Consider the following 14,427-nt stretch of genomic DNA (forward strand, 5'->3'; position numbering starts at 1 on the left):
TTTGCTTGTAGGAGAACTGCCGACTATTTTCCCGACCGCACGGTCGGCGAAAGCTGAGTGTAACGGACGCTTTTTGCGCACGCCAACCGGGTAAGCCCGGACGGCATGCGCGTGGCTGCGCGCCAGCGGCGATCGACCGGCAGGATTGGACGAAAACGGGGGGACGGGATGAAACGCGAGCGATGCGAGATGAGGTGAGGCAGAAACGGGCGCGGGAAACGCGGCGCCACTCGCCTGCACCATCAATGGAAATTCGCGCACACAAATGAAAAAGCGCTGTTGGATTCCGTCCAACAGCGCTTTGGGGTCCGGGCACTTTGTGCCTCGATTGTCTCCTCGTTCTCCACCTGCAAATTCGTTTCGCGGTGCATCAGAACTGAAACGAAGATTAAAGGACCTTTCACCCTGCGACAACTTAGCATTTACCCCTATGGTGCATCGCCGCACGAAAATGGGGCACCAGCCTTGCCGCGCGGCACCGTCCCGAGGCCGCCGCAACGCCCTTCCCGGCCGCGCCGGATGGTGCTTCGCATCAACGCGTCGCCACGCCGCGGCGCGCTGCAATCAGGACGGCCTGAGCGTCTTGACCCGTGCGACCATCTCGCCGACGATCCCGCGCCGGAACGCAAGCACGCATGCGATGAAGATCAGCCCGGTGACGATCGTCGCCGATTCGCCGAGCGAGTGGAACCAGCCGATGCCCGTCACCGACGCGAGCCATTCGCCGATGTCGCCGAGCCGGTCCTCCAGTGCGACGATCAGCGCCGCGCCGAGCAGCGGCCCGAACAGCGTGCCCATCCCGCCGACGAGCGTCATCAGCACGACGAGGCCCGACATCGTCCAGTACGCGTCGGACAGCGTCTCGAAGCCGAGCACCAGCACCTTCAGCGAACCGGCCAGCCCCGCGAGCCCGGCCGACAGGATGAACGCGAGCAGCTTGAAGCGGTCGGTGTCGTAGCCGAGCGAGATCGCTCGCGCTTCGTTCTCCTTGATCGCGACGAGCACCTGGCCGAACGGCGAGTGCACGATGCGCACGATGAACGCGCACGCCGCGACGATCACCGCGAGCACGACGTAGTAGAGCGCGACGTCGTTCGACAGGTCGACGACCCCGAACAGATGCCCGCGCGGCACGCCCTGCAGGCCGTCCTCGCCGTGCGTGAACGGCGCCTGCAGGTAGATGAAATAGACCATCTGCGCGAACGCGAGCGTGATCATCGCGAAGTAGATGCCTTGCCGGCGGATCGCGAACAGGCCGACGACGAGCCCGAGCAACGTCGCGGCGAAGGTGCCGACGAGCACGCCGAGCTCCGGCGTGAAGCCGAGCGTCTGGATCGTATAGCCGGTCGCGTAGCCGGCGGTCGCGAGGAACATCGCATGGCCGAACGACAGCAGCCCCGTATAGCCGATCAGCAGGTTGAACGCGGCCGCGAACAGCGCGAACGTGAGCACCTTCATCACGAACACCGGATACGCGCCGATGAAGGGGGCTGCGAGCAGTGCGGCGAGCAGCACGCCGTAGAGCACTTTTCTCTGCATCATTTTTCCTTGCCGAACAGGCCAGCCGGGCGGATCAGCAGCACGATCGCCATGATCACGAACACCACCGTGGCCGACGCTTCCGGATAGAACACGCGCGTGAAGCCCTCGATCACGCCGAGCATCAGCCCGGTGATGATCGAGCCGAGAATCGAGCCCATCCCGCCGATCACGACCACCGCGAACACGGTGATGATCATCGGCTGGCCCATCAGCGGCGACACCTGGATCACCGGCGCCGCGAGCACGCCCGCGAATGCTGCGAGCGCGACGCCGAAGCCGTAGGTGAGCGTGATCATCATCGGCACGTTCACACCGAACGCCTCGACGAGCTTCGGGTTCTCGGTGCCCGCGCGCAGATAGGCGCCCAGGCGCGTCTTCTCGATCACGAACCAGGTCGCGAGACACACCGCGAGCGACGCGACGACCACCCACGCGCGGTAGTTCGGCAGGAACATGAAGCCGAGATTGGTCGCGCCGGACAGCTGCGAAGGCACGTCGTACGGCTGGCCGGACGACCCGTAGACCGAGCGGAACACGCCTTCGACGACGAGCGTGAGGCCGAACGTGAGCAGCAGCCCGTACAGGTGATCGAGCTTGTACAGCCAGCGCAGCATCGAGCGCTCGACCAGGATCCCGAACGCGCCGACGATCAGCGGTGCGAGCGCGAGCATCGCCCAGTACGGCAACCCGAAATACGACAGCCCCATCCACGCGAGCATCGCGCCCAGCATGAACAGCGCGCCGTGCGCGAAGTTGATCACGTTGAGCAGCCCGAAGATCACCGCCAGCCCGAGGCTCAGGATCGCGTAGAACGAGCCGTTGACGAGCCCGAGCAGCAACTGGCTCAGCATCGCCGGCAACGGAATGCCAAAGATTTCCATCGACTTAGCCGTCCGAATGAGTTTCGTTGCGTGCGCAACCGTCATGCCGTCGCGCACGCGGGCGGTGCAGCGGCCACATCGCTGCGGCCGCGCCCGCGCTTACTTCCATGCCGCGCAGCGCGTCTCCTGCTTGGTCGTGAACGCCTGCTCGCCCGGAATCGTCGCGAGCACCTTGTAGTAGTCCCACGGCTCCTTCGATTCCGACGGCTTCTTCACTTCCATCAGGTACATGTCGTGAATCATGCTGCCGTCCTGGCGGATGTAGCCCTTCGCGTAGAAGTCGTTGATCTTCGCCTTCTTCAGCTCGGCCATCACCTTGTCGGAGTCGGTCGTGCCGGCCGCCTGGACCGCCTTCAGGTAGGTCGTCACCGACGAGTAGTCGGCCGCCTGCAGGCTCGACGGCATCTTCTTCATCTTGCCGAAGTAGCGCTGCGCCCACTGGCGCGCCGTCGCGTCGCGGTTCCAGTACCAGCTGTCGGTCAGCACGAGGCCCTGCGTCGTCTCGAGGCCGAGGCTGTGCACGTCGTTGATGAACATCAGCAGCGCGGCGATCTTCATCGACTTCGTGATGCCGAACTCCTTCGCGGCCTTGATCGAGTTGATCGTGTCGCCGCCCGCGTTCGCGAGGCCGAGGATCTGCGCCTTGGACGACTGCGCCTGCAGCAGGAACGACGAGAAGTCCGACGCCGACAGCGGGTGCCGCACCGTGCCGAGCACCTGGCCGCCGCTCGCCTTCACGACGTCCGACGTGTTCTTCTCGAGCGCCTTGCCGAACGCGTAGTCGGCGGTCAGGAAGAACCAGCTCTTGCCGCCCTGCTTCACCACCGCCGAGCCGGTGCCCTTCGCGAGCGCCATCGTGTCGTATGCGTAGTGGACCGTGTACGGCGTGCACTGCTCGTTGGTCAGCGTGTCGGCGCCCGCGCCGATGTTGATGTAGACCTTCTTCTTCTCGGCCGCGACCTGGTTCATCGACAGCGCGGTCGCGGAGTTCGTGCCGCCGACCAGCAGGTCGAGCCCGCCGCGGTCCATCCATTCGCGCGCCTTCGACGCGGCGATGTCCGCCTTGTTCTGGTGATCGGCATAGACGACCTCGATCGGCTTGCCGAGCACCTTGCCGCCGAAGTCGGCGACCGCCATCCGGATCGCCTCGAGGCCGCCCTGCCCGTCGATGTCCGCGTACAGCCCCGACATGTCGGTGATGAAGCCGATCTTCACGCTATCCGCGGCGTGTGCGGCGCCGGCGGTGAACGCTGCGGTCGCGACCGCCAGGCACGCGTGTGCGAGGGTCTTCATTTTCATTGACGTCTCCTGTTGTTCTGATGCGTTGTGGTTGTTCGTAGGCCGCCACGGCTAGCGGCAAGGGAAACGGGGCGGCGTCACACCCCGAGCAGGTCGTGAAGGATCGGCATCTTGCCTTCCAGTTCGGATGAGCGGAAATGCTCGACGATGCGGCCATGTTCCATCACGTAGAAGCGATCGGCGAGCGGCGCGGCGAAGCGGAAATTCTGTTCGACCATCACGACCGTGTAGCCGCGCGCCTTCAGCGCGACGATCATGCGCGCGAGCGCCTGCACGATCACCGGCGCGAGGCCTTCGGAAATTTCATCGAGCAGCAGCAGGTTCGCGCCGGTGCGCAGGATCCGCGCCACCGCGAGCATCTGCTGCTCGCCGCCGGACAGCCGCGTGCCCTGGCTCTGCCGGCGCGACGCGAGGTTCGGGAACATCGTGTAGATCTCGTCGAGCGACATCGCGTGCTCGCGCGGGCCGATCGGCGGCGGCAGCATCAGGTTCTCCTCGCACGACAGGCTCGAGAAGATTCCGCGCTCCTCCGGGCAATAGCCGACGCCGAAATGCGCGATGCGGTGCGTCGCGAGGCCGATCGTCTCGTTGCCTGAAACCTTGATCGAGCCGCTGCGCCGGCCGGTGAGGCCCATGATCGCGCGCAGCGTCGTGGTGCGGCCCGCGCCGTTGCGGCCGAGCAGCGTGACGACCTCGCCGCGATGAACGCTCAGGTCGACACCGTGCAATATGTGGGATTCCCCGTACCAGGCCTCGAGGCCCGTGATCTCCAGCGCGGGCGTGCCGCTCTCGACGCCGCTCAATTCGCGTTCCTCCCGTTCGCTGTGCTTCATGCGTGCGCCCCCGCGAGCGCCGCATCGGCGCTGCCCATGTAGGCCTCGATCACCAGCGGATTCTTCGACACTTCCGCATACGAGCCCTCGGCCAGCACTTCGCCGCGTTGCAGGACGGTGATCGTGTCGGAGATGCCCGCGATCACGTTCATGTTGTGCTCGACCATCAGGATCGTGCGGCCGCTCGCCACTTTCTTGATCAGCGCGGTCACGCGATCGACGTCCTCGTGGCCCATCCCTTGCGTGGGCTCGTCGAGCAGCATCAGTTCGGGTTCCATCGCGAGCGTCGTCGCGATCTCGAGCGCGCGCTTGCGGCCGTATGCGAGTTCGACCGTCGGCACGTGTGCGAAATCGGTGAGGCCGACCTGCGTGAGGAGATCCATCGCGCGATCGTCGAGGCGCCGCAACGTGCGCTCGCTGCGCCAGAAATGGAATTCGGTCCCGAGCGCGCGCTGCAGGCCGATGCGCACGTTCTGCAACGCGGTCAGGTGCGGGAATACCGCCGAGATCTGGAAGGAACGGATGATGCCGCGCCGCGCGACCTGCGCGGGCCGCTCGTCGGTGATGTCGATGCCGTTGAAGACGATCTGGCCGGCCGTCGGTGTCAGGAACTTGGTCAGCAGGTTGAAGCAGGTGGTCTTGCCCGCGCCGTTCGGTCCGATCAACGCATGGATCGCGCCGCGCCGCACACGCAGGTTGACACCGTTCACGGCGGTGAAGCCCCTGAATTCCTTCGTCAGTCCGCGTGTTTCGAGAATCGTGTCGCCGAGAATCATGTTCCCTTCCGTACGAAGTCAGGCGAAGCACCGGGAGGATTCGCGCAAGCGACCGCGAACAAGTCCGCGGATCAGCGGGCTGCCCCCGGGGCGCCGTATTACGCCTCGAGGGTGGTCTCCCGCGCCGACGCGTATGCACACTGCGCAACATTGTCGCGCCGTTGGTGCAGTGCAATCATCGGGATTTGCACTTATAGGGCGGGCTGCCATATCGGGCGCGGCTGAGCGAGAATTTTCGACGCGCTTTTTTGACGCGCGCATCATCGAGGTGCGCATGCTCGCATCGGACGTGCCTGATTGAACGCATGCATGTGACGCTGCGCGTCATGTCGTCGCGCAAAAAAAGCCGCGTGACATAAGCGATAAGCGGGTGCGCGAAGCAATTGCCGTGCGCATCGCCGGCCCGTGTCATTGTGATGCTCGCGCGTCACCTTTGCTTCGCATAGCGAAACAGCGGGCGCTCGGATGACAGCCCGCTGTCGCGCGTGTCAGCGTGGCGTCACGCAGCCGTCATCGTCGCGTCCATTCGCACCTGCGTCGCGTCGTGCGCCGCGCGTCGATCGGCGCGAATCATGTCGCTTGCGCGCTCGGCGATCATCAGCGTCGGCGAATTCGTGTTGCCCGACGTGATGAACGGCATCACCGATGCGTCGACGATCCGCAGCCCGGCGATGCCGCGCACGCGCAGCCGGCTGTCGACGACGGCACGCGCGTCGTCCGCGCGCCCCATCCGGCACGTACCGACCGGATGGAAGATCGTCGTGCCGACCGCGCCCGCCGCTTCGATCAGTTCGGCTTCGGTCCGGTATCGCTCGCCCGGCAGGATCTCCTCCGGACGGTAGCGCGCGAGCGCCGGCGCGGATGCGATGCGGCGCGTGAGGCGCAGCGCGTTCGCGGCGACCTGGCGATCGTGGTCGGTCGACAGATAGTTCGGTGCGATCGACGGCGCCACGCCGGCATCGGGGCTCGCGATATGCACGCTGCCGCGCGAACTCGGCCGCAGATGGCAGACGGACGCCGTAAAGGCGTTGAAGCTGTGCAGCGGCTCGCCGAAGCGCTCGAGCGACAGCGGCTGCACGTGATATTCGAGATCGGGGCGCGTGAGCGCGGGATCGTCGGGATCGGATTTCGCGAACGCGCCGAGCTGCGACGGCGCCATCGACATCGGCCCGCGTTGCAGCAGCGCGTATTCGGCACCGATCATCAGCTTGCCCCACCAGTGCGCGGACAGCGTGTTCAACGTGCGCACGCCTTCGACGCGAAATGCCATCCGCAGCTGCAGGTGATCCTGCAGGTTCTCGCCGACGCCCGGCAGGTCCTGCACGACGTCGATGCCGAGCGCCTGCAGCCGTGCGCCCGCACCGATGCCCGACAGTTCGAGCAGCTGTGGCGAATTCACCGCGCCGGCGGTCAGCAGCACTTCGGCGCGTGCGTGCGCGACGTAGTCGGTGCCGCCGCCGCGATACTCGACGCCGACCGCGCGCCGCCCGTCGAAGATCACGCGCTGCGCATGCGCGCCGGTTATCACGGTCAGGTTCGGGCGCATCATCGCGGGGCGCAGGAACGCCTTCGACGTATTCCAGCGCACGCCGCGCTTCTGGTTCACCTCGAAATAGCCGACCCCGCTGTTGTCGCCGCGGTTGAAATCGTCGGTCGCCGGAATGCCCGTCTGCTGCGCGGCCTGCGCGAACGATTCGAGGATCTCCCAGCGCAGCCGCTGCTTCTCGACGCGCCAGTAGCCGCCTGCGCCGTGTGCGTCGCTCGCACCCGCGTGGTGGTCCTCACTGCGCTTGAAGATCGGCAGCACGCTGTCCCACGACCAGCCCGCGTCGCCGGTTTCCTGCGCCCAGCTGTCGTAATCCTCGCGCTGGCCGCGCATGTAGATCATCCCGTTGATCGACGAGCAGCCGCCGAGCACGCGACCGCGCGGATACGACAGTGCGCGGCCGTTGAGCGCCGCCTCCGGCTGTGTCTTGTACAGCCAGTCCGTGCGTGGATTGCCGATGCAGTACAGATAGCCGACCGGGATGTGGATCCAGTGATAGTCGTCCTTGCCGCCCGCTTCGAGCAGCAGCACGCGGATCTCGGGATCCTCGGTCAGGCGGTTCGCGAGCACGCAGCCTGCGGTGCCCGCGCCGACGATCACGTAATCGAATTCGCCCTCGAGCGTGCGTTGAGTCGTCACGACGTGTCTCCTGTCGACCCGAGTTAGCGCTTCAGCGCTTACTCGGGTCCCATGCTTTGCGGTCGACCCGAGTTAGCGCTTCAGCGCTTACTCGGGTCCCATGGCGTGGTTGGATGGAGTTGGCGCTTCAGCGCTTACTCCATCCCCACGGCGGTCGACTCGAGTTAGCGCTTTAGCGCTTACTCGGGTCCCATGGCGTGGCTGGATGGAGTTAGCACTTCATCGCTTACTCGTGCCCCATGCAAAGCGCATTGTTGTGTCCCGCGCGGCGCAATCCCGCGCGTCGTTTTCAGCATAGTGCGTCGCGGGCGACGCGATCGATGAAGCGTACCCCGCCTGCCCTCCGCCGATCCAATGAGTTATGCTGAACTGCGTTATAAGCTGCACTCATATCACGACGATGGATCTCACCCTGCTCCGTGCGTTCGCGACGGTCGCCCGCGAAGGCAACCTGACGCGCGCCGCCGTGCAGTTGCACCTGACGCAGCCGGCCGTCAGCCTGCAGATCAAGCATCTGCAGGAAACGCTCGGCGTCACGCTGTTCACGCGCACGTCGCGCGGGCTCGCGCTCACACGCGACGGCCAGACGCTGCTGCCGCACGCGGAGCGCGCGCTGGCCGCAGCCGCCGACGTGCAGCGCGCCGCTGCCGCGCTGCGGCACGAGGTGCGCGGCCGGTTGCGGATCGGCACGATCCTCGACCCCGGTTTCCTGCGGCTCGGCGGCTTCCTGCGCGCGCTGGTCGAAACCCATCCGCAGATAGAAACCGCGCTGCGGCACGGGATGTCCGGCTGGGTGCTCGAGCAGGTGCGCGCGCGGGCGCTCGACGTCGGCTACTACATCGGCCGGCCCGGCGAGGACGAGCCGCGCGACGACACGCTGTTCCACACGGTCACGCTCACGCGTTTCCAGTACCGCGTACTCGCGCCGGCCGGCTGGAAGGAGCGCGTGCAGCGCGCTCACGACTGGCGCGCGCTCGCCGCGCTGCCGTGGATCTGGACGCCGCCGGCGTCCGCCCATCACCGGCTGCTGTCGCGGCTGTTCGCGGCGGCCGGCGCGCAGCCGGTGAAGGTCGCCGAGGTCGACCAGGAGCAGTCGATGCTCGATCTCGTGAAATCGGGGATCGGGTTGACGCTCGCGCGGGACTCGACCGCGCTGGCCGAAGCGCACGCGCACGCGCTGACGATCGTCGAACGCGTGACGGTGCCGACCGAGCTGACTTTCGTGGCACTCGTCGAACGGCGTGACGAACCGGCAATCGCGGCCGCGCTGCGACTGATCGAGACGCAGTGGGCGATATGAGCGTGGCTGATGTCGGTGTGACGGGTCGTGCAGTGGACTTTTGCGGCTGACGCTTCCTGCTATTCCTGTTCCTCGGCGTTCCTGAGTTCCTGAGTTCCTGCGTCTAGTGCGTCTCCTGCGGATCTTGCGAATCGCCAACTCGCCCGCGCATGACCGGCGAAAATCACATACGAGCCCCAATCGCCCGCTCCGCGTCGCGTTGCCGCGCGCCGGTCGCTCGTCACGCCACCATCGCAGGCTTTTTGCTAGATTGTCCGTTCGCACACCGCGAGACCCCTGATTGAAGGAGACCCGCATGGCCCGCAACATCGAGATCAAAGCCCGCGCCCGCGAATTCGACCAGCTGCGCGAACGCGCCGCGACGCTCGCAACCGAAGCACCGCTCTTCTACCGCCAGCAGGATTTCTTCTACGACGTGCCGCGCGGCCGGCTGAAGCTGCGCCGCTTCGAAGACGGCACGCCGGCCGAACTGATCTTCTACCAGCGCGACGATCGCGACGGTCCGAAAGCGTCGTACTACACGCGCAGCCCGGTCACGAACCCGGACGCGATGCACTCGCTGCTCGCGACTGCGCTGACCACGCGCGGCATCGTGACGAAGGAACGGCACGTGTACCTCGTCGGCCGCACGCGGATCCACCTCGACCGCGTCGACGGCCTCGGCGACTTCATCGAACTGGAAGTGGTGCTCGGCCCCGACGACGACGAAGCCGGCGGCGAAGCCGAGGCGCATGACGTGTTCGCGAAGCTCGGCGTGGCGCACGAGGATCTCGTCGCGGTCGCGTACGTCGACCTGCTGAACGCCGACGCGCAATCCGCAGCGGCCTGATCGAACCCTATCCGCGGCGGCGCCTTGCGCCCCGCCGCCAGCCCTGCCGCCGCGTCACGCGGCGCCGGGCGCCAGGTGCGCGAGCGGCAGCGCGCCATTGCGCTTGAACGTCGTCAGCACGATGTTCGAGCGCACGCTGTCGACGCCCGGCACGCGCATCAGCTTCTTCATCACGAACTGCGACAGCGCGTTGAGATCCGGCGCGACGATCCGCAGCAGATAGTCTGCATCGCCGACCACGGCATGGCATTCGAGCACCTCGGGCAGCACGTCGATCTGCTGCTGGAACTGCTCGATGATCGAATCGCCGTGGTGCTTGAGCTTCAGGCTCGTGAACGCGGTGACGCCGAGCCCGAGCTTTTCGGGGCGCAACATCACGCGATAGCCTTCGATCACGCCGGCAGCCTCGAGCCGCTGCAGCCGCCGGCCGATCTGCGACGGCGACAGCGGCACCTCCTCGCCGAGCTGCTGGTGCGTCGCGCGGCCGAAGCGCTGCAGCACGTCGAGAAGCGCGAGATCGAAGTGATCGAGTTCCAGCATGAGCATTCTCCGCATTGATTCCGATTTTGATGCGCGATTATCGCATCATCAGTCGAATCAACGCCATCTTTGCGCCCATTCCGCATGTCCCCCGCTCTACACTTGCATGGTTCCCATCACAGCGTGCAGAGCCTCACCATGTCCACCGTCGTCACCGCGAAACTGCAGGAGCAGTTCGATGCGGGCCTCGAAACCCGCGCCGATTTCACCATCGACCAGCCGCTCGAACGTTACGGCCAGGTCGACCACGCGGTGTGGCAGCAGCTCTATGCGCGCCAGTCGGCGCTGCTGCGCGGTCGCGCGTGCGACGCGTTCGTCGCCGGGCTCGGGAAGATCGACCTGCCGGCCGATCGCGTGCCGTCGTTCGCCGACGTGAACCGCCAGCTGAAACCGGTCACCGGCTGGGAAATCGTCGCGGTGCCGGGCCTCGTGCCCGATCGCGTGTTCTTCGAGCACCTCGCGAACCGGCGGTTTCCGGTCACCTGGTGGATGCGCCGCCCGGACCAGCTCGACTACCTGCAGGAACCCGACTGCTTCCACGACCTGTTCGGCCACGTGCCGTTGCTGATCGAACCGGTGTTCGCCGACTACATGCAGGCCTACGGCCGCACCGCGCTCGCGGTCGCGGACGACGAAGCGGCGCTCGCGCGGCTGGCGCGCCTCTACTGGTATACGGTGGAATTCGGCCTGATCCGAGACCCGCAGGGCACGAACGGGCTGTCGATCTATGGCGCCGGGATCGTGTCGAGCAAGGGCGAGAGCCTCTACAGTCTCGAAAGCGCAGCGCCGAACCGGCTCGGTTTCGACCTCGAGCGCGTGATGCGCACGCGGTACCGGATCGACACGTTCCAGAAGACCTACTTCGTAATCGACGATTTCGCGCAGCTGTTCGCGCTGGCCGACGTCGACGGCCGCGCGCTGGCCGACCGGCTGGCCACGCAGCCCGAATTCGCGGCCGGCGCGGTATGCGATGGCGATCTCGTGCTGCATCGCGGCACGGGAGAAGGCTGGCCGGACGACGCGGACGCGTAAGGCCGCGGGCCACGCCGGCGTGATTCGTGCACCGGCGCCCGCCTTCCGATGCCCGTCACCGAATGCCCGTCGCCCAACTATGAAACAATGACCGGTACCGGCTTTGCCGCGTGGCCCTTGCCCGCGTGCGGGCGCCGTTACCGAACGAGGTGCAACATGATCCACAAGCTCACATCAGAAGAACGCAAGACCCGGCTCGAAGGCCTGCCGCACTGGACGGCCGTGCCGGGCCGCGACGCGATCCAGCGCAGCCTGCGCTTCGCCGATTTCAACGAGGCCTTCGGCTTCATGACGCGCGTCGCGATCAAGGCGCAGGAAATGAACCACCATCCGGAATGGTTCAACGTATACAACCGCGTCGACGTGACGCTGTCGACCCACGATGCGGACGGCCTGACCGAGCGCGACATCGCGCTCGCGACGTTCATCGACCAGGTGTGCGCACATACCCAACCGGCCGCCTGAGGTCGTCCTCTACCGCCGCGCGTCTTTCGACGCGCGGCGCGTCAACTTTTCATTTCGATGAACGTTTTCTAGGATGTACTCAGCGAAAGCCTTCAACTTTCCAAGCCATCCTTAAGGCGCACGTAAGTCTCATACGCTTTCCGCGCCCTGGGGTCCAAACCTTCCAGTTGCAGCGCGCTTGCGCGCTGTACAATCAGCAGCGCATACGGCTTGGAGAGCGCGCTGGCCTCTTCGCAGAGTTTGAGTTCGTCGCCGCTCGACGGCGAGCGGGCGCGCCAGAAATTGATCGCGGCTTCGAGGTCGTGGATCGAAATATCGGACATGATTGGATTTAATCGTTCGCTGGCCGCCATGCTTGATGTCAGGCGATGCGGCGCCCCTGTGGAAACGGCGTCGTGCTGTCCGCGTGCCTGAACCGCCAACCCATTGTACTTGAGCGAACTTCATGCGACTCCTTCTGATCGAAGACGACCGCCCCATCGCACGCGGTATCCAGAGCAGCCTCGAGCAGGCTGGCTTCACCGTCGACATGGTGCATGACGGCATCTTTGCCGAACAGGCGCTGGCACAGAACCGCCACGAACTCGTGATCCTCGACCTCGGCCTGCCGGGCATCGACGGGATGACGCTGCTCACGCGTTTCCGCCAGACCAACCGCCACACGCCGGTCATCGTGCTGACCGCGCGCGACGAACTGAACGACCGGATCCAGGGCCTGAACTCCGGCGCCGACGACTACATGCTCAAGCCGTTCGAGCCGGCCGAGCTCGAAGCGCGCATCCGCGCGGTGATGCGCCGCAGCGGCCCGCACAGCGACATGCCGCGTCCGGAAGTGTCGCTCGGCGGCGTCCGCCTGTCGGGCGTCGATCGCCGCATCTTCAACGACGACAAGCCGCTCGAACTGTCGCCGCGCGAATTCGCGGTGCTGGAAATGCTGCTGCTGCGTCACGGCCGCGTCGTCAGCAAGGCCCAGCTGCAGGATCACCTCACGCACTTCGGCGGCGATCTCGGCGACACCGCAATCGAAGTCTACGTGCATCGCGTGCGCAAGAAACTCGAGCAGTGCCGCGTCGAAATCGTCACGGTGCGCGGCTTCGGCTATCTGCTGCAGGAAATCCGCCAGACCGCGAGCGTCTGAGCGGCGCCGCACGCCGGCCGGCCGCGTGCCGCCGGCGAGCCGCCCTGCCCGCGTCGCCGTCCGGCGCACGTCCGCGCCGCTCCCCGTGAGCGGCGCTTATCCATTTGCCCGTCGAAATGTCTTCTGATCCGGCTGTGACCACCAGCCTGCGCCGCTCGCTGCTTCGGCGCCTCGCCGCGCCGCTGTCGATGCTCGCGCTGATGAGCGGCCTGATCGCCTACTGGCTCGCGTGGCAATACACGCAACACGTGATCGACCGCTCGCTCGCCGACCTCGCGACCGCCATCTCCAAACAGATCCAGATCGCCGGCCCCGACGCGCCGTTCACGGTGCCGCCGCTCGCGCAGGCGATGTTCTCCGATCCGGCCGAGGCGCTGATCTACCGGATCAGCGACGGCGAGCAGGAACTCGCCGGCGATCCGAAACTGCCGCTGCGGGGCATCAACGTGCGCCGCATGCATCACGCGTACGTGTTCGAGGCCGAGTACGACAACCGCGCGGTGCGGGTCGCGCAGGTGCGCGTCGAGGAAGTCGACGGCGGCCGGCCGATGGTGGTTGAGGTCGCGCAACCGGTGCGGCACCGTTACCGGATCGCGGCCGAATTCCTCGTCGCGATCATGATGCCGCTGCTGCTGCTGCTGCTCGCGGGCTGGGGCATCGTGTGGCGCGTCGTGAACCAGCAGCTCGGCCCGCTCACGCATCTCGCCGATTCGCTGAACCGGCAGACCCACACGTCGCTGGAGCCGGTCGACGAAACCGACGTGCCGCTCGAGATCCGGCCGCTGACGAGCGCGATGAACGCGCTGCTCGGCCGCCTGAAGACCGCCCTCGACGCGCAGCGCAAGTTCATCGCCGATGCCGCGCACCAGCTGCGCACGCCGCTCACGGCCGTGAAGCTGCATGCCGAGCAGGCCGCCGTCGCGCGCGACCCGCAGCAGACCTATGCCGCGGTGCGCGAACTGCGCGCGGCCGCCGACCGCGCGGTGCGGCTGTCGAACCAGCTGCTGTCGCTCGCGCGCGCGGAGCCGGGCGAACAGGCCGCGCGTTTCGTCGACGTCGACCTGGCCGCGATGGCGTTCGAGACGGGTGCCGAATGGGTACCGCGCGCGCTCGCGTCGCATGTCGACCTCGGCTTCCAGCGCAGCGACGATCCCGGCGAAGACGAAACGCTGAACGTGCGCGGCAACCCCGTGCTGCTGCGCGAGGTGATCGCGAACCTGCTCGACAATGCGTTGAAATATGTGCCGCTCGCCCGGCCGGACGGGGCGCGGATCACGGTGAACGTCGCGCGCGGCGCGCTCGAGACCGGCGAGCCGGCCGCCGAGATCGTCGTCGAGGACAACGGCCCGGGCGTGCCGGCCAATCAGCAGGCCGACCTGTTCAAGCGCTTCTTCCGTGGCGACGCGCAAAGCGGCAACGGCGTCGAGACGGGCGCCGGGCTCGGGCTCGCGATCGTGCACGACATCATCGCGATGCACGGCGGCACGGTGTCGTACGAGGATGCATCGGAAGGCGGTTCGCGCTTCGTGGTGCGGGTGCCGCTCGCCAAGCGCACCGGGAAGCCGGCGAGCGAGACGCCGGCCGCCGCGCCGACGCACTGAGGCACG

General features: G+C 66.5%; 14 protein-coding genes. 6 read left to right on the top strand and 8 right to left on the bottom strand.

Going from position 1 to position 14,427, the window contains the following annotated elements; translation table 11 throughout:
- Positions 1–564: 564 nt before the first annotated feature.
- From DIE12_RS09380 to DIE12_RS09405, 6 genes are all read right to left on the bottom strand, one after another.
- Positions 565–1,539, bottom strand: a complete 975-nt coding sequence (locus DIE12_RS09380; RefSeq protein WP_185500351.1) for a branched-chain amino acid ABC transporter permease — start codon at positions 1,537–1,539, stop codon at positions 565–567.
- Positions 1,539–2,423 (bottom strand): branched-chain amino acid ABC transporter permease, encoded by an 885-nt coding sequence (locus DIE12_RS09385; protein ID WP_044845228.1) that lies wholly within the window; start codon positions 2,421–2,423, stop codon positions 1,539–1,541. The genes DIE12_RS09380 and DIE12_RS09385 overlap by 1 nt, the downstream gene beginning before the upstream one ends.
- 99 nt (positions 2,424–2,522) lie before the next feature.
- The gene (locus DIE12_RS09390) at positions 2,523–3,722 is read right to left on the bottom strand and encodes an ABC transporter substrate-binding protein (protein ID WP_124520443.1); all 1,200 of its coding nucleotides are present in this window, start codon (positions 3,720–3,722) and stop codon (positions 2,523–2,525) included.
- A 77-nt stretch (positions 3,723–3,799) separates the two neighbouring features.
- Entirely contained in the window at positions 3,800–4,555 is a 756-nt protein-coding gene (locus DIE12_RS09395) for an ABC transporter ATP-binding protein (RefSeq protein ID WP_124486816.1), read from the bottom strand.
- Complete coding sequence (locus tag DIE12_RS09400) at positions 4,552–5,331, bottom strand: ABC transporter ATP-binding protein (RefSeq protein ID WP_040142748.1); 780 nt, start codon at positions 5,329–5,331, stop codon at positions 4,552–4,554. Before DIE12_RS09400 ends, DIE12_RS09395 begins: the two co-directional genes overlap by 4 nt.
- A 499-nt stretch (positions 5,332–5,830) precedes the next feature.
- Entirely contained in the window at positions 5,831–7,516 is a 1,686-nt protein-coding gene (locus DIE12_RS09405) for a GMC family oxidoreductase (protein ID WP_124520442.1), read from the bottom strand.
- A 400-nt stretch (positions 7,517–7,916) separates the two neighbouring features.
- Here DIE12_RS09405 and DIE12_RS09410 point away from each other — a divergent pair, with 400 nt between their 5' ends.
- Together DIE12_RS09410 and DIE12_RS09415 are read left to right on the top strand one after the other, a co-directional pair.
- Entirely contained in the window at positions 7,917–8,816 is a 900-nt protein-coding gene (locus DIE12_RS09410; RefSeq protein WP_044845224.1) for a LysR family transcriptional regulator, read from the top strand.
- A 295-nt stretch (positions 8,817–9,111) separates the two neighbouring features.
- A complete protein-coding gene (locus DIE12_RS09415; RefSeq protein WP_124486814.1) occupies positions 9,112–9,645 on the top strand; it encodes a class IV adenylate cyclase in 534 nt (177 codons plus the stop codon).
- A 54-nt stretch (positions 9,646–9,699) separates the two neighbouring features.
- Here the strand turns inward: DIE12_RS09415 and DIE12_RS09420 are convergent, their stop codons facing one another.
- Entirely contained in the window at positions 9,700–10,185 is a 486-nt protein-coding gene (locus DIE12_RS09420; RefSeq protein ID WP_006408082.1) for an Lrp/AsnC family transcriptional regulator, read from the bottom strand.
- A 138-nt stretch (positions 10,186–10,323) separates the two neighbouring features.
- Between DIE12_RS09420 and phhA the strand changes: the two genes are divergently transcribed.
- Positions 10,324–11,217, top strand: a complete 894-nt coding sequence (gene phhA, locus DIE12_RS09425; RefSeq protein ID WP_221621945.1) for a phenylalanine 4-monooxygenase — start codon at positions 10,324–10,326, stop codon at positions 11,215–11,217.
- Between the two features lie 156 nt (positions 11,218–11,373).
- Positions 11,374–11,682 carry a 4a-hydroxytetrahydrobiopterin dehydratase gene (locus tag DIE12_RS09430; protein ID WP_044845221.1) on the top strand — a complete coding sequence of 103 codons (309 nt, stop codon included), beginning with the start codon at positions 11,374–11,376 and terminating at the stop codon, positions 11,680–11,682.
- Between the two features lie 92 nt (positions 11,683–11,774).
- On the opposite strand, the gene DIE12_RS09435 is transcribed toward DIE12_RS09430, so the two are convergent.
- Complete coding sequence (locus tag DIE12_RS09435) at positions 11,775–12,005, bottom strand: DUF3717 domain-containing protein (protein ID WP_044845220.1); 231 nt, start codon at positions 12,003–12,005, stop codon at positions 11,775–11,777.
- 122 nt (positions 12,006–12,127) lie between these two features.
- Between DIE12_RS09435 and DIE12_RS09440 the strand changes: the two genes are divergently transcribed.
- The gene (locus DIE12_RS09440) at positions 12,128–12,820 is read left to right on the top strand and encodes a response regulator transcription factor (RefSeq protein WP_006401494.1); all 693 of its coding nucleotides are present in this window, start codon (positions 12,128–12,130) and stop codon (positions 12,818–12,820) included.
- 116 nt (positions 12,821–12,936) lie between these two features.
- Complete coding sequence (locus DIE12_RS09445; RefSeq protein ID WP_124520440.1) at positions 12,937–14,421, top strand: sensor histidine kinase; 1,485 nt, start codon at positions 12,937–12,939, stop codon at positions 14,419–14,421.
- The last annotated feature ends 6 nt before the right edge of the window (positions 14,422–14,427 follow it).

The organism is Burkholderia sp. Bp9015 (assembly GCF_003853505.1).
GTDB lineage: Bacteria > Pseudomonadota > Gammaproteobacteria > Burkholderiales > Burkholderiaceae > Burkholderia.